Raw genomic sequence first — 22999 nt, 5'->3', positions numbered from 1 at the left:
GACTTCAAATTCTATTAAGTATGTTTAAAAATTTAAAAAGCGACTTACCTGCAAGTATTGTCGTATTTTTTGTTGCCTTACCACTTTGTTTGGGAATAGCCTTAGCCAGTGGCGTTGGAGCTGCTAACTTGTTTTCGGGTTTAATTGCCGGTATTATTGGTGGTATCATTGTTGGTCTTATTAGTGGGTCTCAAATTGGTGTAAGTGGTCCAGCAGCCGGTCTAGCAGCTATAGTTGCCGCAGCTGTTGCTAGCCTTGGGTTTGAAAATTTTCTAGTTGCTGTTGTACTTGCAGGAGCGATCCAAATTTTATTCGGTATTCTACGACTGGGTATCATTGGTTATTTCTTCCCATCATCTGTAATTAAAGGAATGCTAACAGGTATTGGAGTAATTATTATTCTGAAACAAATACCTTATTTTTTCGGACTTGACGACAACCCAGAGGGCGATTTTGCTTTTCTTCAAGTAGATGGTGAAAATACCCTTTCAGAGCTTTTAAAAGCAATAAATGCTTTGATAAGTGGGAATCTAGATACGGGAGCAACGCTTATAGCCTTTATAGCCATGGGTATTTTGATACTTTGGAGTATGGTACTTTCTAAAAAGGCAAAAATATTTCAGCTGGTTCAGGGCCCACTAGTTGCTGTAGTGGTGGGAATTATTTTTTATTTTCTAACTAAGGACTCGAACCTAGAACTTTTAAAACAGCACTTAGTATCTGTACCTGTACCAGACAGTTTTGATAGTTTTATCGGTCAGTTTAGTTTTCCAAACTTTGCCGTAATAGGACAGACGGAGATATGGATTACAGCCTTCACCATTGCGCTAGTTGCTTCTCTAGAAACCCTACTTTGTGTAGAAGCTACTGATAAGTTAGATCCTGAGAAACGGGTAACGCCTACGAATAGAGAATTATTTGCTCAAGGAACCGGAAACATGATTTCAGGCTTCATCGGTGGGCTTCCTATCACACAAGTAATTGTAAGAAGTTCTGCAAATATTCAATCAGGTGGTAAAACTAAAGCCAGTGCCATTATACATGGGTTTTTGTTATTAATTTCTGTATATACAATCCCTCAAATACTTAATTACATTCCATTATCTGTATTGGCGGCAATACTGTTTATTGTAGGGTATAAATTAGCGAAGCCTTCTACTTTTAAAGCAATGTGGAATGCTGGATGGACACAGTTTGTTCCTTTTATAGTTACCGTACTTATTATTGTATTTAAAGATTTACTTTGGGGTATTGGTATTGGTCTTGCCGTTGGTGTTATTATTGTACTTTACAAAAGCTACAAGAACTCACATTTCTTACACAAAGAAAACGAAGATCCAACCGATGGTCAGGTTAAAATGACTCTTGCAGAAGAGGTAACTTTCTTTAACAAAGGTGCCATTTTGAAAGAACTAGATGACTTACCTGAAAATTCTTACTTAGAACTTGATGTTCGTAAAACTCGTTACTTAGATAATGATATCATTGAGATTTTGGAAGACTTTGCAATCAAAGCAAAAGCCAAAAATATTGATATTAAGCTTATTTCGGAGAGAGGTGAAATCAAAAATCCGGATAGCTATATTGAGTTTTTCAAATTAGATAAAAAAAACATACATAGATTATGAAAGCACATACAAAAGAAACACAAGCGGCCATGACCCCAGTAACGGCCATCGAAGCGCTAAAAGCTGGGAACCAACGATTTGTTGAAAACAAACAGGTTGCTAGAGATTTACTAGATCAAGTAAATGATACATCAACGGGTCAATATCCTTTTGCTACCATCTTGAGTTGTATTGACAGCCGTGTTTCAGCGGAATTAGTGTTTGATCAAGGGGTAGGTGATATCTTTAGTGCACGTGTTGCTGGTAATTTTGTTAATGAAGATATTCTAGGTAGTATGGAGTTTGCCTGCAAACTTGCAGGTACTAAAGTAATTGTGGTGTTGGGTCACACAGCCTGTGGCGCCGTAAAAGGCGCATGCGATGATGCCAAATTAGGAAACCTTACTGCACTGCTAAGCAAAATTAAACCAGCTGTTGAAGCGGTTAAAGAACCTTCTAACCCGGCTGATCGCACCTCAAAAAACATCAGTTTTGTAAATGAGGTTGCTGAGAAAAATGTACATATGACAATTGATAATATTAGAAAAGAAAGCCCTGTTTTGAAAGAAATGGAAGATATGGGGCAGATTAATATTGTTGGTGCTATGTATGACATTAATGATGGAAAAGTTACTTTTATGTAACTGCGCATAAACAAAAAGAAAAGTCGGTGGTGAGCCGACTTTTTTTATGTGTTAAAATAAAGACAAAGTAGTATCTTGTAGGGGTAATCTTATTTTTGATGAACAACTTTTTTAAACATTTTAAGGTAGATGCTTTAGGGGGTATAACCGCAGGCATCGTTGCACTACCGCTTGCATTAGCATTTGGTGTAAGCTCAGGTTTAGGTCCAAGTGCTGGACTTTATGGAGCTATTTTTATTAGTTTTTTTGCTGCACTCTTTGGTGGAACCAACACACAAATATCCGGGCCAACGGCTCCTATGACGGCATTAAGTATTACCATAGTAGCAGGCATAGTTGGTACTTTTGACGGTGATGTTAACAAGGCTTTACCTGCCATATTAATGGTGTTTTTATTGGCTGGTTTGATACAAGTTGTGTTAGGTATCGTTGGTTTTGGTAAGTACATCAAATATATTCCGTACCCTGTTGTATCGGGTTTCATGACTGCTATTGGCGTCATGATTCTGTTTACCCAAATACTTCCTGCATTAGGATATTACCCAGGTGAGGATCAAGAACTGGCACAACAATTTGTGCCCCAAGCTGAAGATCAGTTACTTAATAAAATACTAAATAAGCAATCAACCGAAGGGATTTTAATATTAGACAATTTTGCCAAAACCCAAACAGCTGCGGCTGCTGTTACTGATGACGACATCGAAGCCGAAGCCAAATCATTGGCAGCAAAAAAAGGGAAAAGTGTAGTTGGTGCTATTGGTTATTTTCCCCGTGCATTTAACAATATAAACTGGCTTGAATTAGCACTTTGTCTTGCCACTATAGCCATTATATATGGATTCAAAAAAATAACCACCAAAGTACCAAGCACATTAGTTGCCTTACTGGTAGTATCGGCGGTAGCTATTTTTGCTGGATTAAACTACCGGCCAATTAACGAAATCCCAAGTGGTTTTCCCACTTTTAGAGGTGATGATATTATTGCTAATTTTAGTTTCGCAGCAATTAAGCCTTACTTTTTTACAGCAATATCGCTGGCTTTTCTTGGTGCCATCGACTCTTTGCTAACCTCGGTTGTTGCCGATAATATGACTAAAACCAAGCATAAACCAAATAAAGAACTAATTGGTCAAGGTATAGGTAACACCATTGGTTCGTTGTTTGGCGGACTCCCAGGCGCAGGTGCTACGATACGAACAGTTGTCAATATTAAAGCAGGTGGTAAAACAAGATTGTCAGGTATGATAGCGGGTGTATTATTACTAACTATTTTACTAGCGCTAGGCCCCATCGCTTCTAAAATTCCTGCTGCAGTACTAGCTGGTATTTTGATTACTGTTGGTATAGGTGTAATGGATTATAAGGGACTAAAGGCAATTCCTGATATGCATAAGGATGTCGATTTGAAAATTTTTAAACTCAGCTCTGAAGTAGTGATCATGTTGGTCGTTTTAGTGTTGTCAGTTGTTTGGGATCTGGTTGCTGCAGTAGGAGTTGGTCTTGTATTGGCATCACTAGCATTTATGAAAAAAATGGGTGATTTTACTGCTGATGTATCCAAGGTGACGAATTTAAAAGAAACAAATGCGAAAGAACCATTATGGAATGACGAACGTACTTTTCCGGACCGTTTTTCAGAAGAAGTATATATAAAGCATCTCAATGGCCCATTGTTTTTCGGTTATACCAGCGACTTTCAAGCTTTGGCTAAACAAATTCCAAAAACGGCTTCTCACGTTATACTTCGTATGGATAAAGTCCCCTACATTGACCAATCAGGGTTATACACTCTAGAAGACGTATTACTAGACCTGGAAAGAAGAGATGTACACACTTTGCTGATTAATCCTCAAAAGCAACCGTTAATGATGTTACAGCAAATAGATATAGTACCGGATCTTATATCTCAGGATCGTATTTTTGAAGATTTTGATGCTTGTATTGCCTACATTGAGAAAAACGTAAGAGATATACACTAGTAAAAATGTATCCTCAGTATAAACTTTTTAGCAACTAGATATTCAGCTTAACTTTTAATGGATTGGTATGGAATGGATCGGGACCGTTGCTGCTGTATTTACAACAGCTAGTTTTTTGCCTCAGGCAATCAAAACTATAAGAACAAAAGATACCTCAGGAATTTCTTTATGGATGTATGCGATGTTTTGCTTTGGTATTTTATTGTGGACAACCTATGGGATTATCATAAAAGACAATCCGATAATATTTTCAAACCTAATTACCTCCTTATTTGCATGGACAGTTCTTGTTTATAAGATTCGAAATACAATAAAGAAAGATTGACTTTAGCATTTTCATCTTTTATCTTTAACACTATAAATAAGTGCCATGAATCGAAGAGAAGCAATCAAACATACAGCCTTGGCGACAGGAGCATTAGCCATGACACCCAGCCTACAGGCAATTGAAAATTTGACATCAATGACAATTAAAAACATCAATTTTGGGGTACAGCTGTTCACAATCCCTTCAATGGTTGAGAAAGACCTAAAGGGAACACTGCAATTACTTTCTGATATTGGCTATAAAGAAATTGAGTTTTTTGGCCCTTACCCTTTTAGTTCCGATGTAGCAAAGCAAGGTTTCGATCAAATGAAACAGATGTTGAATGTGCAGCAACATGCTTTCTATGGATATGAAACAAAAGTGGTTAAAACCATGCTAGATGATTTTGGTTTAAGTGCTCCTTCTGTTCATGTGAATATCGATTCACTTCGTACTCATATGACGGCTTTGCTCGATGGCTTAGCTCCTCTTGACACAAAATATGTGGTACTACCCATTTTGATGGATGGAAGAGCCTCATTGGATGACTACAAAAAACGTGTCGACGAATTTAATGGTTTTGGTGAGCAAATGGCCAAATACAACATGAAATTTGTATACCACAACCATGGTTATGAACATAAAGAGATGAATGGTCAAGTGCCTCTTCAATATCTTATAGATCATACTGATCAAGAAACGGTTCAGTTTGAGCTAGATATTTTTTGGATGGCGGCAGCTGGAGCCGATCCTGTTGAGTTTTTAAAAGCCAACCCCGGTCGTTTTAAAATGTTGCATTTAAAAGATGCTGCTTCGTCTTATCGTTTTTCTAAAGACGGGGGTACACCCGATCAATGGATGGCAGGTTTTCCTAAAATGGCAGATCCCGGTGATGGTATTTTTGATATAAAATTAATATTGGAAGAAGCGATCAAATCAGGAGTTGATCATTTTTATCTGGAGCGTGACCTTACACCAACTCCTATGGACACTCTTAAGAACTCATTTAAGAATTTATCTAGTTTGCAGTAGATAGGACCTTAAATCGTCATAACTTTTAATAGCAATTTTGGTTTTCTTTTTGTTCAATACAGCTTGTATTTGACTAGGAATGTCGACATCAATATGTAGGGTGTTTTGTACTACATCAAGAAATTTTACAGGATGGGCAGTTTCCAAAAACACGCCAACAGTTTCTGGCTCGTTTTTTAGATAGTCTTTTAATCCAAGGTAACCTACTGCACCATGTGGATCGGCAACATAGCCTGATTTATTATAAACTTCCTTCATAGTTTTTCTAGTCGCATCATCCGTATAACTCGTCGATGAGAATATCTCTTTTAATGCTGATAGGTCATTGTCGTATAATTCTTGTATTCTAACAAAGTTACTGGGGTTACCAACATCCATGGCATTCGATATCGTCTGCTTTGATGCAACGGGATTAAAATTTCCTGTTTCCATAAACTTTGGTATCACATCATTCACATTAGTAGATGCAATAAATTGCTTTGCTGGCATGCCAAGTTTATGGGCTAAGATTCCGGCACAGATGTTTCCAAAATTGCCGCTAGGTACTGAAAACGCAATTTCTTTCCCTTTACTTTTTAGTGCTTTATATGCGAATAGATAATAGAACAGCTGTGGCATCCATCGCGCCACATTAATAGAATTGGCTGAGGTAAGCTTTCTACTATCTGTAATACCAGTATCTAAAAAAGCCGACTTGACCATATCCTGACAATCGTCAAAAACACCATCTACTTCTAGGGCGGTAATGTTTTGTCCTAAAGTGGTTAATTGCCGTTCTTGAATATCACTTACTTTTCCTTTAGGATATAAAATAACCACGTCAACACCTTTAACTCCCAAGAAACCACTTGCTACGGCCCCACCAGTATCACCTGATGTGGCGACTAACACTGTTACTTTATCATCACTATTTCTATTAAAATACTGAAGGCATCTTGCCATGAAACGGGCGCCAACATCTTTAAATGCCATTGTAGGGCCGTGATAAAGTTCTAAGGAATAGACATTTTTTTCCACTTTCACTAACGGAAAATGAAATTGTAAGGTGTCTTCTACTATGGTCTTTAAATCATTTTCAGGAATGTCATTACCTACAAATTGTTTGATCGCTCTAAATGCGATTTCGGTATTGTCTAAGTGCTCGATTTCATTAAAAAAAGAATCGGGTAGGGGTGTGATCGATTCTGGAAAATACAAACCACGATCAGGGGCAATACCATTAATTACGGCATTCTTGAAATTGGTGTTCGGTGCTTTATGGTGAAGACTATAAAAGTTCATTGTGTTTGGTTAAATAAGGATGGTTCCTTTAGTATTGATAGGTGAAATATGAATATCATGCGCAACATCAAATTCTTGATAAATCGCAGCCATACGCATGGCAACTTTTTTAGCTGTTTGTTCTCCTCTTGTTAATGCAAAAACTGAAGGCCCTGAACCAGATATTCCACAACCCAATGCCCCTTCCTGCAGCGAGGCTTTTTTAATGGCATCAAATCCTGGAATGAGCACAGACCTGTGGGGTTCAATAATCTCATCATGTAATGACCTACTTAAAAGCTCATAATCGTTGGAGTATAACGCGGCCACCAAGGCACCCAGATTACCCCACTGCGTTATCGCTTTTTTTAATGGGATCGTACTTTTTAATACCGCCCGTGCATCTTGGGTTCTTATTTCTATTTGTGGATGTATTACTACTGCTACCAATTCGTCAGGCACAGGAATCGATACTACATCTAGCGGTTGACAACTTCTTACTAGCGTAAAGCCTCCTAAAAGAGCAGGGGCGACGTTATCAGCATGTACAACACCACTTGCAATCTTTTCACCCTCGGCTGCAAATGCGATTAATTCCTTTTTTGTAAAAGGGTTGTCAAGTAATTCATTAATACCAAAAACCGCTCCTGCTGCACTTGCAGCACTGCTGCCAATACCACTTCCGGCTTTTATTTTTTTGTGAATTTCGATCTCGAAGCCGTCATTACTTTGTACTGCATTTAAAAGTGCGAGTGCAGCTACACCGGCAACATTTTTATCAGTTTCTAAAGGAAGATGTTGACCTGTTATTTTCGTTATGGTAACTCCCGGGGTATCTACTTTTCTGATAATCATTTCATCTCCAACTGCATCTAGACAGAGGCCTAAGACATCAAAACCGCATGAAACATTGGCTATTGTTGCCGGACAAAATACTCGAACTTCAGTCATAATTAATTCTTTCCTATTCTAATGATATCAGCAAAGATACCGGAAGCAGTAACATCAGCACCAGCACCAGCACCTTTTATGATTAAGGGTTGCTCACTATATCGGTTGGTGTAAAACAGCACAATATTATCACTTCCTTGAAGATCATAAAAAGGGTGGTCTTCTGGAATTTGTTGTAAACCAACATTCGCCTTCCCATTCTCAAATTGCGCAACATACTTTAGTCGACAGTTATTTGTCTTTGCATTTGCCAGTAGTTGATTAAATGATGCTTCATGGGTTATTAGTGATTTGAAGAAGGAATCATTGTCTTTTGTATGCAGTGATTCTTCTGGTAAGAATGATTCGTTGTTAATGTCAGATAATTCTAATCGGTATCCGCTTTCACGGGCGAGGATAAGTATTTTTCTGGCTACATCAACTCCGCTTAGATCAATTTTAGGATCTGGTTCTGTGTACCCTTCTTCTTGTGCTTGCTTGACAACATCATGAAAAGAAGTGTTGTCATCAAAATTATTGAAAACGAAGTTTAAACTTCCGGATAATACAGCTTGTATTTTATTTACCTGATCTCCAGATGCGACTAAATTATTCAGCGTATCGATTATGGGAAGCCCGGCACCTACATTAGTCTCATATAAAAATGAGCCACCGTATTTTCTCGATAGGCGCTGCAATTCTTCATAGTTCTCATATTCATCAGCACAGGCAATCTTATTACAAGTAACGACACCAATACTATTCCTTAAATAGTCTGAATACTTTCTTGAAATAAAATCAGTGGCGGTGTTATCAACAAAAATGCTATTTCTAATATTCAGGTTGGTAGTTCGTTCTAAAAATACATCTGGACTTGCTTTTTCTCCTTTTTCAAGCAATGCTTCCCAATTTTCAAGGGCTATCCCTTTTTCATCAAAAACCATCGTCCTAGAATTTGATAGGGCAATAACCCGAATATTTAGGCGTAGTTTTTCATTTAAATATGACTGTTGTTGTTTAATTTGTTGCAACAATTTTCCACCTACGTTTCCAACTCCGGTAATAAATAAATTAAGTTGTTTCAATCGGTCTTCAAAAAACTCTTCATGAAGAATGTTCAATCCTTTCTTTACATCGGTCTTTGCAATAACAGCAGAAATATTTTTCTCTGATGCGCCCTGCGCAATAGCACGAATGTTCACATTGTTTTTTCCGAGAGCACTAAACATTTTTCCTGAAAGTCCTTGGTGACTTTTCATTCTATCGCCAACCAAAGCCAATATGGCAAGGTCTTTTTCAACTTGAACCGGTTCGATTCGCTTCCTGACGATTTCTAGTTCAAAAGCTTCGTTGATGGCAGTTTCAATGGTATCTGCATCAGCTTGATTCACTCCCACGCAAATTGATTGCTCTGATGATGCTTGGGTGATCATGATGACATTGGTATTTTTTTGATGGAAGACTTCCAAAAACCGCTTTGAAACACCGGGTATACCAATCATGCCACTACCTTCTAAAGTGATTAATGCAATATTTTCAATATGCGAAATACCTTTTACTGGTCGATTTTTCCCATTAGGCTGATTAGTAATTAACGTACCTTCATCATCGGGAGAAAAGGTGTTTTTGATCCAAATTGGTATTTCTTTTTCTAAGACGGGTTGTATCGTTGGCGGATAGATCACTTTAGCCCCAAAATGAGATAACTCCATTGCTTCGCGATACGAGATACGTTTAATTGGGAATGCTTGTTTTACAATTCTTGGATTTGCAGTATACATCCCACTAACATCGGTCCAGATTTGTAATTCGTTAGCATTCACCAGGGATGCCAATATTGCGGCAGTATAATCAGATCCTCCGCGACCTAGGGTTGTTGTGTTCCCATCAATGGTTGAAGCAACAAAACCGGGTAGGATATTAACTTGAGCCCTATTCGTTTTCAGAAATTCAGTAATGCGCTTTTCGGTTTCATTAAAATCAACAGAAGCTTTGCCATACGCATCACTGGTGATAATAAGTGTTCTACTGTCCTTATACTCGGCATCTAAATCGCTGTATTTTGCCGTTTCTGAAATAATATATGAGCTCAATAACTCTCCGTGGCCAGCTATTAAGTCAGCTGTTTTAGGCGAAAGTTCACTTAATAAAAATGCCCCTTCAAATAAGGTTTCAAGTCCGTTTAGTCTTGTTTTTACTCCACTTAAAACAGCACTTTGTTTGGTGACCGGAATTAATGCTTTCACTGCGTCGATATGCCGCAGTTCAATTTCTTGAAAAATAGTATGATAGGCTTCGTCTCTTTTTGAAGCAAGATCTGCTGCTTTTAATAAAAGATCGGTTACACCTCCAAAAGCAGACACTACTACGAGTATGTTGCTGTCTTTAGAATTTGTTCGTACAACAGCTAAAGTTTTTCTTATGTTTTCTGGATTGGCAACTGATGTGCCTCCAAATTTTAAAACGTTCATGATTGTAATAAGTCAGAAATAAAATGCCAATAGACTTACTAATTGGCAGTAAAAAATTGTTGTGGTATCAAAAAAATAGATATATGCCTGTGGTGATATGTAATAGAATAAACCCCTAGGGGGTCATAGTGATGATAGCCATAATAATCGTGCCTCCCATTGGGAAGATCGTTGATCCGATATGTGAAGTCATTGTATTCACGATTACTATTTACTCGATCATTGAGATTTAATGCTTGTAGGCTTTTAGCGAACCTACCTTATTTTTCAATTGTATACCTCATGGCTTAATGTTGAGGTACAATCTGTGACAAACTTATAATTTTTATTTTTACAAATGAATACTTTTCGGCAGATATTCAATATTTATATCATATTGATAATAAAGCCTATAAAAATCCTAAAAATTAATAAATGAAGATATTTTCAGCACCCCAAATTTACGAAGCTGACAAAATTACAACGGAGCGCCAAGGCATTTCCTCTTTAGAATTAATGGAACGTGCAGCAACACAGATTTTTAATTGGCTGCATCATCGTATGCAGGGTGCTCAGGTCAAGATTCATATTTTTTGTGGTATTGGTAATAATGGCGGTGACGGATTAGTTTTAGCGCGGCAATTGGTAATTCACGGGTATAATGTAGATACCTATGTGGTGAATTGTAGTGACAAAAGGTCAAAGAATTTTTTGGCAAACTATGACCGAATGAAAACCGATACGAAGTCGTGGCCTACCTTATTAAAAGAGGGTGATGCACTTCCTGAAATTGGTAAAGATGATATTATTGTTGATGCTATTTTTGGGATCGGGATTAATCGTTGTCCTGCCGATTGGGTGATTCATTTAATGCAGGGCTTAAATAATACCGGAGCTTATATTGTTTCGATTGATATTCCTTCGGGCTTGTTTCCTGATAAAATGCCTGAAAACCCTGATGCAGTCATAAAGGCGGGGTATACCCTTTCTTTTCAAACACCCAAACTAGTATTTTTTCTGCCGCAAACCGGACATTATACCGAACAATGGGAAGTATTAGATATTGGTCTGGACAGGCAGTATTTGGTAGAAACCAAAACAGCTCATGAACTTATTGGCAAACATGAAGTACTACCCATTTATCAACCCAGAAAAAAATACGCTCATAAAGGCGATTACGGCCATAGTTTAATCGTAGGAGGTAGTTATGGTAAAATAGGAGCAGTACAACTGGCTTCAAGAGCTGCGTTGACCACCGGTGCCGGATTGGTTACCGCGTATGTTCCTAAATGTGGGTATGATAGTCTACAAACGGCGTTACCGGAAGCTATGGTAATTACCGATAAAGAGGAAGAAGAAATTACCCAGATAAAATACAAGATCGACCCCATAGTAATTGGGATAGGTATGGGAATAGGTACCGGTAAAAAAACAAAAATTGCCTTAGCGGGTTTTTTAAAGGAAAATAGAAAGCCATTGGTTGTCGATGCGGATGCCTTAAATATCATGGGGGCTGATAAGACCTTGTTGGATTTACTGCCTGCGAATTCAGTGTTAACCCCCCATCCCGGAGAGCTGGAACGGCTTGTTGGCAAATGGAAAGACGATTTTGATAAATTGGAAAAGACTCAGGCTTTTGCTAAAAAGTATCAGTTGATTATCACTATAAAGGGAGCGAATACCATTACGGTAAGCCCCAGTAGCATGTATATAAATGTTACAGGAAATCCTGGTATGGCAACAGCGGGTAGTGGTGATGTGTTGACAGGAATGATTACGGGCTTGGTCTCTCAGGGCTACGACCCATTACAGGCTGCGGTTTTTGGGGTGTATTTACACGGAGCAGCGGGAGATTTAGCGCTAGAAGGTCGGGGCTACCAAGCGGTTATTGCTGGTGATATAATTGGCCATATTGGTGCTGCCTATGTTAATTTGTTTAAACAACCGGAGCAGGAACAGCAGCCAAACGGAGGAGAAGAACAAACCGGATAAAGCGCATTGTTTTATACGGATATCCGGAAACTGGTAACCGGATATCAGTATATTTGGTTTTGATATAACAAGTTCAAGCACATTAGCTAGTCTGCTTCGCAGCCGTCGTGTGTTCGCTTCGCTCGGAACGGCTAAAGCCGATCCATGTTGCTACGCTTAGAGTTGCAAGCAACACAAAGCTCCCGCCCCATGAAGAAATGTGCTTGAACAGCAGCGCTAAACCAAATTACTACTGCTACTATACCAGAAAAACAACGGCTTTAACCGGGCATCGAGCCAAAACGTGCACGAACTTGTCCCTAAACGTAATTTGGTACTGTTTCTTAAACTCTCAAGATAATGAATTCATCGATCCACGATGGCTGCGCCATCTGATCGGCAAACTATAATTTGAGAGTATAAGGAAGTCTACATTCTCAAATTATAATTACATAAATTCATTATCTTTTCGTTCGCAAAACAGCACTACGTTTAGCGCTGCTGTTGCCTGCAATTATGGAAATCGAACAATTAATAACAAGTCTAACGGAATTAGAAAAACTGAAAACAGTTGAACGAGGACTAAATGTAGGAGCTAGAAAGGAAAGTAGCGCAGAACATTCTTGGAGCTGTCTATTAATAGCTGACTTGGTAATTGACTATGTGAATGAACCGCTCGATAGACTCAAAGTTTTTGAATACCTGCTCTATCATGATGTGGTAGAGGTTTATGCTGGAGATGCTAAATTTAACAACCCGGAGGAAATGAAATTAAAGGTGGAAAAAGAAGAAAAAGCAATGAAAAAGATTTCTTCATTTCTACCAAATTCCAGTAGATTTCAAAAAATAATGAATGAATATGAACATCGAAAAACGCGGGAATCGGAATTTGCAAAAGCAATTGACTGTATCGACTCATGTATTCGCAATTTGAATGATGAAAATGCATCAAATAAAGACGGATTTACAGAAAGTTTAATTCGGTCAAAATATGAACCACACGTTTCTAAATTTACCATTACTCAAGAACTATTTGAAACTTTAATGGAAAAATTGGTTGAATTAGAAAAAGTATAACAGCAGGTAACAATGGCTATAAACAATTGCTTTTACAGGCTTATCCTGAAAATTCCGCAGGAATTTTCAGCTTATAGTTTACTTGCAAAATTCCGTGCCAACACACGCAACTGCTCATAGCCGAGACCGTTGTAAACAATTATGAAAAAAATCCTGACGATATTTCTGATTTCCGTTTTTATAGGTAGTTGCAAGACTTCCGAAAGAAAACCTAAATCAAATTCGGATGAATTACAACAACGGATTTTAGGAAACGTAATGGGATTAAATCGATTGGAACTATCTGCTAGTTTTGATGAATGCGGAGAATGGGGTGGACACGATGAAAAATTTGACATTTATCGTGAAAATAAAATACTCTTTGCGGAATACGTAGAGGACATTGTTGACTGTAAAGACCCATATTCGGAAAACAGAAAAATAGCGGAACGGAAAACTTTACGTCTGAATGAAACGCACGAAAAAGCCATCGTGAATTATCTAAATTCTTTACTAGAAATCGGATTAAAAATGGAACTGCCATTTCACGCTGGAACGTATTATAGTGCTGTAATGAATGACTCAACAATGATATTAAAGTATCACTCTGTGAAAAGCAGTTGGAATGAATACGAAAAACTAAAAGCTGAATTATTAAAATAACTGTTTACAACAAAGGCTATGAGTAATTGCTCGTTCTCGTTTAGTTCTGAAAATCCTCACGGATTTTCAGTTTGGTGTGCTTGCAAAGTTTAGTGCTAAACCACGCAACTACGCATAGCCGAAACAGTTGGCAATAATTAGAGGAATGAATAAACTCAGAATTATCTTAATACTTACAATTGGCTTTTTGAGTTGCAAAAGTGAAACAGAAAATACTAAAACTCAGTTTTTGACCGAAATAATACCTAATGATATCCCGATTGAATTTAAGCAGGATCTAATTCCTCAAAACAAAATTATTCACAAGGGAATATTTAGTCCAGACTTAGAAGAATACTACTATACTTTATCAGATAAGAATTTTGACAACTTTGATGTATTTAAAATAGAGAAAGATAATGGAGTTTGGACAGAACCCAAAAAAGCCTTCTTTACCACTGAACATAATGAGCATGGAATGAGTTTTTCGCCTAGTGGAAATACTATTTATTTTAGTTCAACAAGACCAGTTGAAATCGATAGTATTCCAAAAACTTGGCATATTTGGAAATCGGATAAGATTAACGGAAATTGGACTGAACCTGTTTTTGTCGATATCCCCAATTTGAGAAATAAACTAGTTTCTCATCCAACAATTACTAATTCTGGAACTTTATATTTTCACTCAAGCAATTTGGATTACAGTGAGATGGATATTTATCGATCAAAAAATATCAACGGAGAATTTAAAGATGCAGAAAGAATTAAAATAAATGATAGACTAGAAAAATGTACACCATATATTTCACCAAAAGAGGATTACTTGATTTTCGCTTCGATTGGAAATGAACTAGACTTAATGATTAGTAATAATAATGAAAATGGTAAGTGGACCAACACAAAAAAACTCAATAACAAAATAAATAATAAAGGACAAGGTAACCCATATGTTACACCTGATAATAAATTTCTATTCTTTACAACTGGAGACCACTTGGAAAAAAAATGGAAAGTGAAATGGGTGAATATTGATTCTGATATTAAGAATAACTAATGCCAACAACGTATATAAAACATTGCCTGCCGAATCAATAAAAATGGAACTTTTGGCAAGCTCGAAAATCCCATTTTTTAATTAAATTTAGAACAAAACCGACGGCAACGTTTCATATATAAGCCCGTCATCTGCAATTTCTGAAACAGCTTTTTTTAAAAAATATTTATGTAACCAAAAAGTTTCATATATTTGCGTAACCAAAAAGTTACTTAAATATTAAGTATGAAATTTAAAAATTTACTATTCGGAACTATAATCGGAACCTTAGTTATGTTCTTTTGGGGAGCAACAGAATGGTTTAATCCAATTCTGCAAATACCATATAAAACAGTTGAGAACACAAACAAGGTAAATATGACTTTAAATGAAAATATGCCTGAGAATGGTATGTACATTTGGCCAAATGGTATTGAAACCAAAACTAATGATGGAAAAGCTAAAGACATTGTCTATTTCATAGCAAAAAATGAAGCGGACTTTTATAATCCTTCTAAATTTATGCCTGTGGAATTAGTAACTCAACTCATCATATGGTTTACTATTACCTATCTACTCTTCTTAGTCAACTTCACAAATCATTGGAAAAGAGTAAAATTTATCCTCATTATTGGGCTTTTAGTAGGATTAACATTTTTTCTACCTCTATGGAATTGGTGGGGCTTCTCAACAGAATATGTGGTTATAAGAGGACTAAACCTTCTTGTAGGTTGGTTTTTGGCAGGAACAACTGTTTCCTATTTACTAAGAAATAAATTCATTAATATAAATACATAATACTATGGCACTCGGACCAAAACAAATGGGCGAAGCAATAATTCGCAACCTGAAAGAAAAGACAGGAAAATCTATCGAACAATGGATTTCGCTAGTTGAACAATCAAAACTAACAGAAAAAAAGGAAGTTATCTCATTTTTAAAAATTGATAATGGACTTGGCCATTTTCAAGCACAAAAAATATTTGAAAACTTTAATGGTAAAGACAAATATGCCGACCCATCTACTTTTATTGATAAAATTTTTAATTCAGATAAATCTCAGGAACTATATGAGTTCGTTAAAATTCAAATTCTTAAGCAGGGTAACGACACTAAGATACAACCCTGTGAAACATATGTCCCCTTTTACAGAAAAAATCAATTTGCTTTACTTTCTAAAGGTGCAAACGACAGTATTATTTTAGGATTAAATCTTCCTGAGAACTACAGTTCTTCAATCTTTTCAGACAATTCTACCAAAGGAAGTGTTCGTATTAATTCACAAACCGAAATAAAGAATAAATCTGATTTCAACGAAGAAGTATTGACAGCTTTAAATACTGCATACAAAAACAACTAAAATGAGTAAATCAATAAAACTAACAAAGGTATATGACTTCCCTGTTGATCAAGTTTGGTATGCTTTAACTGATCCAGAGGCAATGAGCGAATGGCTAATGCCCTGTGACTTTAAACCCGAAATAGGTCACAAATTTCGATTCACAACAAAGCCTTATCCCGGATTTGATGGTATTACTCATTGCGAAGTGCTCGAGTTGGTAGAAAACCAATTATTATCATTTAGTTGGAGCGGTGGTTCTTTGAAAAACACTAAGGTAACTTTTAAACTAACAGCGCAAGGCTCAAAAACAAGGTTAGACTTTGAACATAGCGGATTCCAAGGATTTATTAACAGTGTTATCGTCAAGAGAATACTATCTAACGGATGGAAAAAGAAGATTCTTTCCATTCAACTTCCAAAATACCTTTCGAAATGAGTGATGTTTTTAAGGCAATTGCCGACCCCACAAGACGACAAATATTACTTTCTCTTACCAAAAAACCTGAAAATGTAAATACCATTTCAGAGAGATTTGATATGTCAAGACCAGCCGTTTCTAAACATATTAAAATATTGGTTGAAAGTAACCTTGTAAGAATAGAAACAGATAGCATTGATACAAGACAGCGAAACTGTCATGCCCAATTGGAAGCTCTAAATGAAATAACTCAATTTCTTAATCAATTGGAGGCTTTCTGGAAAGACAAACTTGACGGACTTGAAAGTTATTTAAAAAAAGAGAAAAACAGCAGATAACATCGTATATAAGCAATAGCGGTTTGGGTGACAACTCAAACCATTTTTACGTTTATTTAAGTATTTTGTAATCCGAAAAGTAGCGGATTTTAATGCGCTAATGCTCATACAAAAAACCGTTGTAGTGCATTAAAGGATATAAATAGTTTTAGAAATTATGAATGAGCAAGACAATTCTTTCAAATCCCAGTTTGAAAAAGAATATGAGGAAATTAGGTCAGTAGAATTGCTTTCACCTGAATTTAGGCGCAAGAAATTTTTGTTATGGTCTTTACGAACCTTAGTCGCTTTGATTTTATATATTATTTTTTGGAAACACTCTTGGGTACGTTGGACTTTGGTAATTTACATACCTCTTACTTTAATTAGCCTTTTCTCTATTTATGGCTGGAACTATGCAATCAAAAAAAAGATGGAAAGAGTGGAAAAAAAAGTCGAAGCAGTGGAGCAATTTATAAAGGAATCAGAGGAGAATGAATAAACGCACCATAACAATGTGTATAGTTTATTGTTCCAATTTAGTTAACCCCAACTTTCTATAATCTTTGTATATTTCGTTAGCGGAGTAATCCTGCTGATGATTCCACAACGAAATCATAGCCGAGACCTTTAGATTGCATTAAAAAATGAGATATACAATAATCCTCTTATTCGTAATTATCCTAAGTGGATGCAATACAAAATTCCCAAGTGAATATGTTCTTGAAGAAAAAGAGCTAGTACCAGAAGGGATTGCATACTCGAAAAAAAAAGATGCATTTTATTTAACAAGTGTAGCTAAATCCAAAATAGTAGAAGTAGACAGAAAATCAGGTAAACAAAAGGACTTTATTGATGAACGAGAGTTTGGATATAGCCCAGGAGTTGGAATTTTCGTAGATGATGAACGAGGTCATCTACATGCCATCGGAGGGTACTACATGATAAAAGACTCGCTCTCATCGTTATATACTTTTGATATTAATACCAAAAAGTTAATTAAAAGATATGACGTAACAGGCGAACATTTCTTGAATGACATGGTGATGGATAAAAAAGGGAATATATATCTTACCGATTCAAAAGATGCCTCAATATACCTATTAAAATGCCAAAGTGATTCCCTAGAATTGTTTTACAAGTCTTCTGAAATTGAATTTCCTAATGGAATTGCCATTTCAGATGATAATTCAAAATTATATATTGCCTCCATCCCAAAAGGAATCCGAATTATGGATATTGCTTCAAAAAGTATTCTCAACAAACAAGATACCTTAGGACTTTCTCAGGGAATTGATGGGTTAGAATTTTATACGGGTAATCTTTATGGCATTCAAAATAGTAAGGCGGGTAACCCGTTTAATTTTAGGAAATTAATTCTCAATGAATCTCAAGACGCAATAGTTAATGTTGACATTATAGATAGTGGTACACCAGATTTAGATGTGCCACTCACTTTTTGTTTCGCAGGCAGTAGAGCAATTGTTATTGGGAACTCCAATCTTCAACATTTAAATCAAGAAACTTTCAATTTTAAAGACACCAATGTATTTTCAAACACCAGATTACTGGTATATGAAATTAAATAAATAAAAAACGTAAGCTAACAATGGCTATAAGTAATTGGGGCGAAAGTGATAAAACGAAATTATATACATAAAACAAAGGTCAAAGCTAAATAGAAAAGTTGGTGTGTAAAATCCCCAACTACCCATAGCCGAGACCGTTGGCAACTAGCCGAAAAATGAATTAGAATAATTCTGATAAGTAATGCCTAAAGCACAATATAGAGTATATGTTATAGAATTATCCAAACGGGTATTTTCTGAAAATTCAAGGTTTAGAGCTGCAAACCCACAATTTAATGGAGTGTTACAATGCCTATATGTTGGAATGACGAGTAAAACTCCCAAAGAAAGGTTTCTGCAACACAAAACGGGATATAGAAATAAAAAAGGTCATAAGCTCTCTTCAAACATAGTCCAAAAATATGGTATGTATTTAAGACCTAGTCTTTATAATCACATTGACCCATTGGCTACAAGATCAGAAGCAATAAAAATGGAAGAAAGGCTTGCACTAACGTTGAGAAGACAACGATATGCGGTATGGTTTAATTAAGTATGTAAATAAATATTTATAAAAGCCAGTTGCAAACAATGCCTATAATTCATTGCGGGCTGTCGGTCAAAAACAGGATTATTTCCTACTTTTAAACAAAACAACTAGGCTAGAAATTTAGTGCTAAGCGGTTTTGCTGGCACCAAAAGTGCCTCAGTAAGTTTGCGGTTCGGTGTCGGCACGCTAAGAGCGCAAAACCACTCAACCACAACGAAATCATAGCCTAGACCGTTAAGGGTAATTCAAACAATCAGAACTATGATGAAAACGATATTATTATGTGCCAGTATTTTAATTTTAAGTTGTAATAATGGAACGAAAATAGCTTCCACAAAAACGATAAATCGTATACAAATAGCAATTGAAAAAAATGGAAATTCTTTGCTTTCTGATCCTAAAATAAATGCTATTTCAATTGGTGTTTATAAAGACGGGAAAATTTATACGAGACATTTTGGAGAATTGGACAAAGGCAAGAAAAATGTGCCATCAGATTCAACAATCTATGAAATTGCTTCTGTAAGTAAATCTTTCACTGGAACATTAGTAGCTCAAGCAGTTCTGGACAAAAAACTGGACTTGGAAGACGATATCAGAAAATTTTTAAAAGGGAACTATTCAAATCTAGAATATAAAGGTAATCCCATAAAGGTTAAACACTTGATTACACATACTGCTGGCTTACCTCGGTTTTTTCCAACTAGAATAAACGACTTGTTCAATAATATTGATGAGAATCTACCTTTTAGAATTTATGATATTGAAAAAGATTACAATAAAGTAAAATTTCTTAATGATTTAGAATCTATATCAATAAATATTATCCCTGGAACGAGTTATGCTTACTCAAATGCTGATGTGGAATTAATGGCTCACATATTAGAGAATGTTTATCAAACTTCCTTTGAACAGTTATTACAAAAATACATTTGTGAAAAAGCAGATATGAAAAACACCAAAGTACATTTATCACCAACAGAAGTTAAACACTTGGCGAATGGATATGGAGAAATAAATAATCCAGTCCCACATTTTGCTAATACGTTATGGGGAGCAGGTGGAGGTTTAAAATCCACTACTTCAGATTTGGTAAATTACATGAAATTCCAATTTGAAAACAACAATCAAGTAGTAGCAGAATCACACAAACTTATTTATTCAGACGAAAATATTGAAATGGCTTATTTGTGGCCTATTTCTAATGATTCTGAAGACGGTACTTACTATAATATTCATGGAGGTGCTTTTGGCACACAAAATTTCTTAATTATTCTTCCGAAGTATGATTTAGGAATCTCAATAATCACTAATCAAAGCGGTCCTGAAACACAAGGAAAACTTTGGAACACTTTAAGTACTCTACTATCTGAAATCAAAAACAACTCATAACATTGTGTATAAGTAATAGCGGTTTAAGTGATAAAACGAAAGTATAAATATAAAATAAAGGTCAGTGCTAAACTGAAAGGTTAGTGCGTAAAAACCCAATACTACTCATACGCGAGACCGTTGGCAGTAATTTAAAAAAACAATGTATCAAGAGATAAATCCATCAAAAGGAATTGATAATGTAATAGATACATTTTGGGCTTTCTCGAATAATAAATCGAGTGAGGATTTCAAAGTACTTCCCGATACTTGTGTGGATTTAATTTTTGACCTTAACCAAAATGAGGGATTCCTCTCAGGAATTATGACAAATTACCAAGTTAGGGAATTAGCGACCGAATCGGATGTAATTGGAGTTCGTTTTAAAACCGAAAAGTTTGGTTCTCTATCCAAAATACCACTTGACCAAACCAAAAACTTACGTATTGAATTAGCTGAGATATTTCCAACGAAAAACCTTAAAGTTCTAAATCAACTAGCGGATATAGAAAAACTAACGGATAAAATATACTTTCTCGAAAACTTTGTTGCAACATTGTTTAAACAAAATATTAAAAGTCAAGACCAAATGATTTTAACAGTTGTAGAAAAAATAAGAACTTTTCACGGAATTGTAAATGTCGGAGATTTAGCAGAATTGCATCATATAAGTATAAGACAATTGGAAAGGCGTTTCAAGAGTTATATGGGTGTGACAGTTAAGGAATTTTCCAACATTGTACGTTTCAACAATGCAAAGAAATCGATAGCAACTTTCACCAAAACGAGCCTTTTGGAAATAGCATTTGATATGGGATTTTTTGACCATTCCCATATGACTTATGAATTTAAACGTATTTCGGGCGACAGTCCAAGCTTCTTTAGATAATGTCGTTTTTTTACAAAGCAAGATTCTAACAGCCGAGTAACTTTGTATAAAACAACGATATGAAAATTTGGCTTTTATCAATCAGTATAATGTTGGTCCTCTCTTGTAAAAACGAGGTTCATAATCCAGAAAAAAGCATCGTTGGTAATTATGAACATAAAAATAAAGAAATGGACATTCAATATGCATATACAATTCTCTATGTAAAAGACGTTCCGACAACACTGGAATTCTATAAAAATTCATTTGGATTTGAGCAAAAATTCCTAACACCCGAAAGTGATTACGGAGAATTGATTTCAGGAAATACCACAATAGCATTTGCGAATCTTGAACTTGGTAATTCAAACTTTAAAAAGGGATTGACGGTAAGTAAACCAAGTGCAAAACCATTTGGAATTGAATTAGCCTTTACGACTTCATCAGTTGAAACAGTTATGGAAAATGCTATTAAAAATGGAGCGAAACTGTTAGAAGAAACGGTTACAAAACCTTGGGGACAACAAGTTGGTTATGTAAGAGATTTGAACGGATTTATAATTGAAATATGTACACCTATTCAAAGTCAGGAATAAAAAAACTACCGTTAACAACGTATATAAGCAATAGCGGTTTGGGTGACAACTCAAACCGTTTTTACGTTTATTTAAGTATTTTGTAATCCGAAAAGTAGTGCATTAAAATCCGCTACTGTTCATACACAAAACCGTTATCTGCTATAGAAAAATCTTAAATACAAATGAAGCTTAAATCAATTTTGATATTGTTCTTAATCATCATAGTTCAGGATTATGCGTTTTCACAAATATCTTATCCTTCACTAAGTCCAAAGGGAATAATAACACAGAAGGTAGGAAATACAAATCTAAAAATCGAATACGAGAGACCTTCGGCCAGAAATCGTAAAATATTTGGTGAACTGGTTCCATGGAATGAGGTTTGGAGAACTGGAGCAGGTTATTGCACAAAAATTAGCTTTGATAAAAATGTAAAGATTGGCAAACAATCAATCGATGCTGGCACATATTCTCTGTTTACAATTCCTAACAAAGAAGAATGGATTGTAATCCTAAATTTAGATACATCTTTATATGGATCTTACGATTATAATCCAGAGAAGGATGTTGCAAGATTTGTTGTATACCCACAGCATTCCAATCGATATTATGAGACCTTGACAATTGATGTTGATCTAATTCCAAATAATGCTATGATCTATGTTTCATGGGGAAACATTTCAATTGGTTTTGAATTCGAAACATCTATAGATCAGGAAATTGAAAACTATATCAATGAGGAATTATTGACAGGAAATGTAAAAGAATATGATGAAATGTCTAATGCGATAGACTATTTGTATTTCCAAGGCAGTGATTATAAGAAAATTGAATGGTTAGCTAAAGAGTCAATTAAGTTAAACAAAAGCGAGTTCGCATACCGGCTATTGATGGAAACTTATGAAAGGCAACATTACTATAAGAAGGCTATAGAGGCCGGAGAGAAAGCCATTGAAGTAAGAAAGGAAAAAGCAGATGAATATCTCCCCAGAGACATCAAGCAATGGGAAAAGCATTTAGATAGAATAAAAACAAAGGCAAACAAAAAAAGCAGATAACACCGTGTATAATTAATT

23 protein-coding genes are annotated in these 22999 nt (G+C 35.8%); 20 read left to right on the top strand and 3 right to left on the bottom strand.

The genetic code is table 11. The features are described 5' to 3' along the window. The first annotated feature begins 20 nt into the window (after positions 1 to 20). The 5 genes from ABN763_RS09165 to ABN763_RS09145 all read left to right on the top strand — a co-directional run bounded on the left by ABN763_RS09165 (position 21) and on the right by ABN763_RS09145 (position 5569). Entirely contained in the window at positions 21 to 1628 is a 1608-nt protein-coding gene (locus ABN763_RS09165; protein WP_410485160.1) for a SulP family inorganic anion transporter, read from the top strand. Next, positions 1625 to 2251, top strand: a complete 627-nt coding sequence (locus ABN763_RS09160; protein ID WP_410485159.1) for a carbonic anhydrase family protein — start codon at positions 1625 to 1627, stop codon at positions 2249 to 2251. The genes ABN763_RS09165 and ABN763_RS09160 overlap by 4 nt, the downstream gene beginning before the upstream one ends. 98 nt (positions 2252 to 2349) lie before the next feature. Further along, positions 2350 to 4230, top strand: a complete 1881-nt coding sequence (locus ABN763_RS09155; RefSeq protein WP_410485158.1) for a SulP family inorganic anion transporter — start codon at positions 2350 to 2352, stop codon at positions 4228 to 4230. Positions 4231 to 4297: 67 nt separating this feature from the next. After that, positions 4298 to 4555: a SemiSWEET family sugar transporter gene (locus ABN763_RS09150; RefSeq protein ID WP_410485157.1), complete on the top strand. Its 258-nt coding sequence runs from the start codon at positions 4298 to 4300 to the stop codon at positions 4553 to 4555. Positions 4556 to 4600: 45 nt separating this feature from the next. Next, positions 4601 to 5569: a sugar phosphate isomerase/epimerase family protein gene (locus ABN763_RS09145; RefSeq protein WP_410485156.1), complete on the top strand. Its 969-nt coding sequence runs from the start codon at positions 4601 to 4603 to the stop codon at positions 5567 to 5569. Here the strand turns inward: ABN763_RS09145 and thrC are convergent. The 3 genes from thrC to thrA are packed head-to-tail and all read right to left on the bottom strand — an operon-like array spanning position 5552 to position 10230. Then, positions 5552 to 6850 carry a threonine synthase gene (thrC, locus tag ABN763_RS09140; protein ID WP_410485155.1) on the bottom strand — a complete coding sequence of 433 codons (1299 nt, stop codon included), beginning with the start codon at positions 6848 to 6850 and terminating at the stop codon, positions 5552 to 5554. The genes ABN763_RS09145 and thrC overlap by 18 nt on opposite strands. 9 nt (positions 6851 to 6859) lie before the next feature. Further along, entirely contained in the window at positions 6860 to 7780 is a 921-nt protein-coding gene (locus tag ABN763_RS09135) for a homoserine kinase (RefSeq protein ID WP_410485154.1), read from the bottom strand. A 2-nt stretch (positions 7781 to 7782) separates the two neighbouring features. Beyond that, complete coding sequence (gene thrA / locus ABN763_RS09130; RefSeq protein ID WP_410485153.1) at positions 7783 to 10230, bottom strand: bifunctional aspartate kinase/homoserine dehydrogenase I; 2448 nt, start codon at positions 10228 to 10230, stop codon at positions 7783 to 7785. Positions 10231 to 10644: 414 nt separating this feature from the next. Between thrA and ABN763_RS09125 the strand changes: the two genes are divergently transcribed. The 15 genes from ABN763_RS09125 to ABN763_RS09055 all read left to right on the top strand — a co-directional run bounded on the left by ABN763_RS09125 (position 10645) and on the right by ABN763_RS09055 (position 22981). Next, entirely contained in the window at positions 10645 to 12201 is a 1557-nt protein-coding gene (locus tag ABN763_RS09125) for an NAD(P)H-hydrate dehydratase (RefSeq protein WP_410485152.1), read from the top strand. A gap of 495 nt (positions 12202 to 12696) precedes the next feature. Beyond that, the gene (locus ABN763_RS09120; protein ID WP_410485151.1) at positions 12697 to 13257 is read left to right on the top strand and encodes an HD domain-containing protein; all 561 of its coding nucleotides are present in this window, start codon (positions 12697 to 12699) and stop codon (positions 13255 to 13257) included. A gap of 141 nt (positions 13258 to 13398) precedes the next feature. After that, positions 13399 to 13899, top strand: a complete 501-nt coding sequence (locus ABN763_RS09115; RefSeq protein ID WP_410485150.1) for a hypothetical protein — start codon at positions 13399 to 13401, stop codon at positions 13897 to 13899. Between the two features lie 229 nt (positions 13900 to 14128). After that, positions 14129 to 14932, top strand: coding sequence for a hypothetical protein (locus tag ABN763_RS09110; protein WP_410485149.1), 804 nt, complete (start codon positions 14129 to 14131; stop codon positions 14930 to 14932). 225 nt (positions 14933 to 15157) lie between these two features. Beyond that, the gene (locus ABN763_RS09105) at positions 15158 to 15709 is read left to right on the top strand and encodes a hypothetical protein (RefSeq protein WP_410485148.1); all 552 of its coding nucleotides are present in this window, start codon (positions 15158 to 15160) and stop codon (positions 15707 to 15709) included. Between the two features lie 4 nt (positions 15710 to 15713). Further along, the gene (locus tag ABN763_RS09100; RefSeq protein ID WP_410485147.1) at positions 15714 to 16271 is read left to right on the top strand and encodes a DUF5655 domain-containing protein; all 558 of its coding nucleotides are present in this window, start codon (positions 15714 to 15716) and stop codon (positions 16269 to 16271) included. A 1-nt stretch (position 16272) separates the two neighbouring features. Then, complete coding sequence (locus ABN763_RS09095) at positions 16273 to 16689, top strand: SRPBCC family protein (RefSeq protein WP_410485146.1); 417 nt, start codon at positions 16273 to 16275, stop codon at positions 16687 to 16689. Further along, positions 16686 to 17009, top strand: coding sequence for an ArsR/SmtB family transcription factor (locus tag ABN763_RS09090; RefSeq protein WP_410485145.1), 324 nt, complete (start codon positions 16686 to 16688; stop codon positions 17007 to 17009). The genes ABN763_RS09095 and ABN763_RS09090 overlap by 4 nt, the downstream gene beginning before the upstream one ends. 157 nt (positions 17010 to 17166) lie before the next feature. Beyond that, the gene (locus ABN763_RS09085) at positions 17167 to 17490 is read left to right on the top strand and encodes a hypothetical protein (RefSeq protein WP_410485144.1); all 324 of its coding nucleotides are present in this window, start codon (positions 17167 to 17169) and stop codon (positions 17488 to 17490) included. A 145-nt stretch (positions 17491 to 17635) separates the two neighbouring features. Then, entirely contained in the window at positions 17636 to 18577 is a 942-nt protein-coding gene (locus ABN763_RS09080) for an SMP-30/gluconolactonase/LRE family protein (protein WP_410485143.1), read from the top strand. Positions 18578 to 18758: 181 nt separating this feature from the next. Further along, complete coding sequence (locus ABN763_RS09075) at positions 18759 to 19109, top strand: ribose-5-phosphate isomerase (protein ID WP_410485142.1); 351 nt, start codon at positions 18759 to 18761, stop codon at positions 19107 to 19109. A 258-nt stretch (positions 19110 to 19367) separates the two neighbouring features. Beyond that, entirely contained in the window at positions 19368 to 20498 is a 1131-nt protein-coding gene (locus tag ABN763_RS09070) for a serine hydrolase domain-containing protein (RefSeq protein WP_410485141.1), read from the top strand. A 142-nt stretch (positions 20499 to 20640) separates the two neighbouring features. Continuing rightward, a complete protein-coding gene (locus ABN763_RS09065; RefSeq protein WP_410485140.1) occupies positions 20641 to 21366 on the top strand; it encodes a DUF6597 domain-containing transcriptional factor in 726 nt (241 codons plus the stop codon). 59 nt (positions 21367 to 21425) lie between these two features. After that, positions 21426 to 21941: a VOC family protein gene (locus tag ABN763_RS09060; RefSeq protein WP_410485139.1), complete on the top strand. Its 516-nt coding sequence runs from the start codon at positions 21426 to 21428 to the stop codon at positions 21939 to 21941. A 164-nt stretch (positions 21942 to 22105) separates the two neighbouring features. Continuing rightward, positions 22106 to 22981 (top strand): DUF2911 domain-containing protein, encoded by an 876-nt coding sequence (locus tag ABN763_RS09055; protein WP_410485138.1) that lies wholly within the window; start codon positions 22106 to 22108, stop codon positions 22979 to 22981. Positions 22982 to 22999: the final 18 nt, after the last annotated feature.

Origin of the sequence: Spongiivirga sp. MCCC 1A20706 (assembly GCF_046524175.1) — a bacterium.
In the GTDB taxonomy this organism is placed as follows: Bacteria; Bacteroidota; Bacteroidia; order Flavobacteriales; family Flavobacteriaceae; genus Spongiivirga.
The sequence above is the reverse complement of the archived record's forward strand: the minus strand, read 5'-3'. Positions and strand labels throughout refer to the sequence as shown.

Excerpts from the sequence above, each read along its gene's own strand:
- ABN763_RS09165 (WP_410485160.1), top strand. The coding sequence starts at position 21 with ATGTTTAAAAATTTAAAAAGCGACTTACCTGCAAGTATTGTCGTATTT.
- ABN763_RS09160 (WP_410485159.1), top strand. The coding sequence starts at position 1,625 with ATGAAAGCACATACAAAAGAAACACAAGCGGCCATGACCCCAGTAACG.
- ABN763_RS09155 (WP_410485158.1), top strand. The coding sequence starts at position 2,350 with ATGAACAACTTTTTTAAACATTTTAAGGTAGATGCTTTAGGGGGTATA.
- ABN763_RS09150 (WP_410485157.1), top strand. The coding sequence starts at position 4,298 with ATGGAATGGATCGGGACCGTTGCTGCTGTATTTACAACAGCTAGTTTT.
- ABN763_RS09145 (WP_410485156.1), top strand. The coding sequence starts at position 4,601 with ATGAATCGAAGAGAAGCAATCAAACATACAGCCTTGGCGACAGGAGCA.
- thrC (WP_410485155.1), bottom strand. The coding sequence starts at position 6,850 with ATGAACTTTTATAGTCTTCACCATAAAGCACCGAACACCAATTTCAAG.
- ABN763_RS09135 (WP_410485154.1), bottom strand. The coding sequence starts at position 7,780 with ATGACTGAAGTTCGAGTATTTTGTCCGGCAACAATAGCCAATGTTTCA.
- thrA (WP_410485153.1), bottom strand. The coding sequence starts at position 10,230 with ATGAACGTTTTAAAATTTGGAGGCACATCAGTTGCCAATCCAGAAAAC.
- ABN763_RS09125 (WP_410485152.1), top strand. The coding sequence starts at position 10,645 with ATGAAGATATTTTCAGCACCCCAAATTTACGAAGCTGACAAAATTACA.
- ABN763_RS09120 (WP_410485151.1), top strand. The coding sequence starts at position 12,697 with ATGGAAATCGAACAATTAATAACAAGTCTAACGGAATTAGAAAAACTG.
- ABN763_RS09115 (WP_410485150.1), top strand. The coding sequence starts at position 13,399 with ATGAAAAAAATCCTGACGATATTTCTGATTTCCGTTTTTATAGGTAGT.
- ABN763_RS09105 (WP_410485148.1), top strand. The coding sequence starts at position 15,158 with ATGAAATTTAAAAATTTACTATTCGGAACTATAATCGGAACCTTAGTT.
- ABN763_RS09100 (WP_410485147.1), top strand. The coding sequence starts at position 15,714 with ATGGCACTCGGACCAAAACAAATGGGCGAAGCAATAATTCGCAACCTG.
- ABN763_RS09095 (WP_410485146.1), top strand. The coding sequence starts at position 16,273 with ATGAGTAAATCAATAAAACTAACAAAGGTATATGACTTCCCTGTTGAT.
- ABN763_RS09090 (WP_410485145.1), top strand. The coding sequence starts at position 16,686 with ATGAGTGATGTTTTTAAGGCAATTGCCGACCCCACAAGACGACAAATA.
- ABN763_RS09085 (WP_410485144.1), top strand. The coding sequence starts at position 17,167 with ATGAATGAGCAAGACAATTCTTTCAAATCCCAGTTTGAAAAAGAATAT.
- ABN763_RS09080 (WP_410485143.1), top strand. The coding sequence starts at position 17,636 with ATGAGATATACAATAATCCTCTTATTCGTAATTATCCTAAGTGGATGC.
- ABN763_RS09075 (WP_410485142.1), top strand. The coding sequence starts at position 18,759 with ATGCCTAAAGCACAATATAGAGTATATGTTATAGAATTATCCAAACGG.
- ABN763_RS09070 (WP_410485141.1), top strand. The coding sequence starts at position 19,368 with ATGATGAAAACGATATTATTATGTGCCAGTATTTTAATTTTAAGTTGT.
- ABN763_RS09065 (WP_410485140.1), top strand. The coding sequence starts at position 20,641 with ATGTATCAAGAGATAAATCCATCAAAAGGAATTGATAATGTAATAGAT.
- ABN763_RS09060 (WP_410485139.1), top strand. The coding sequence starts at position 21,426 with ATGAAAATTTGGCTTTTATCAATCAGTATAATGTTGGTCCTCTCTTGT.
- ABN763_RS09055 (WP_410485138.1), top strand. The coding sequence starts at position 22,106 with ATGAAGCTTAAATCAATTTTGATATTGTTCTTAATCATCATAGTTCAG.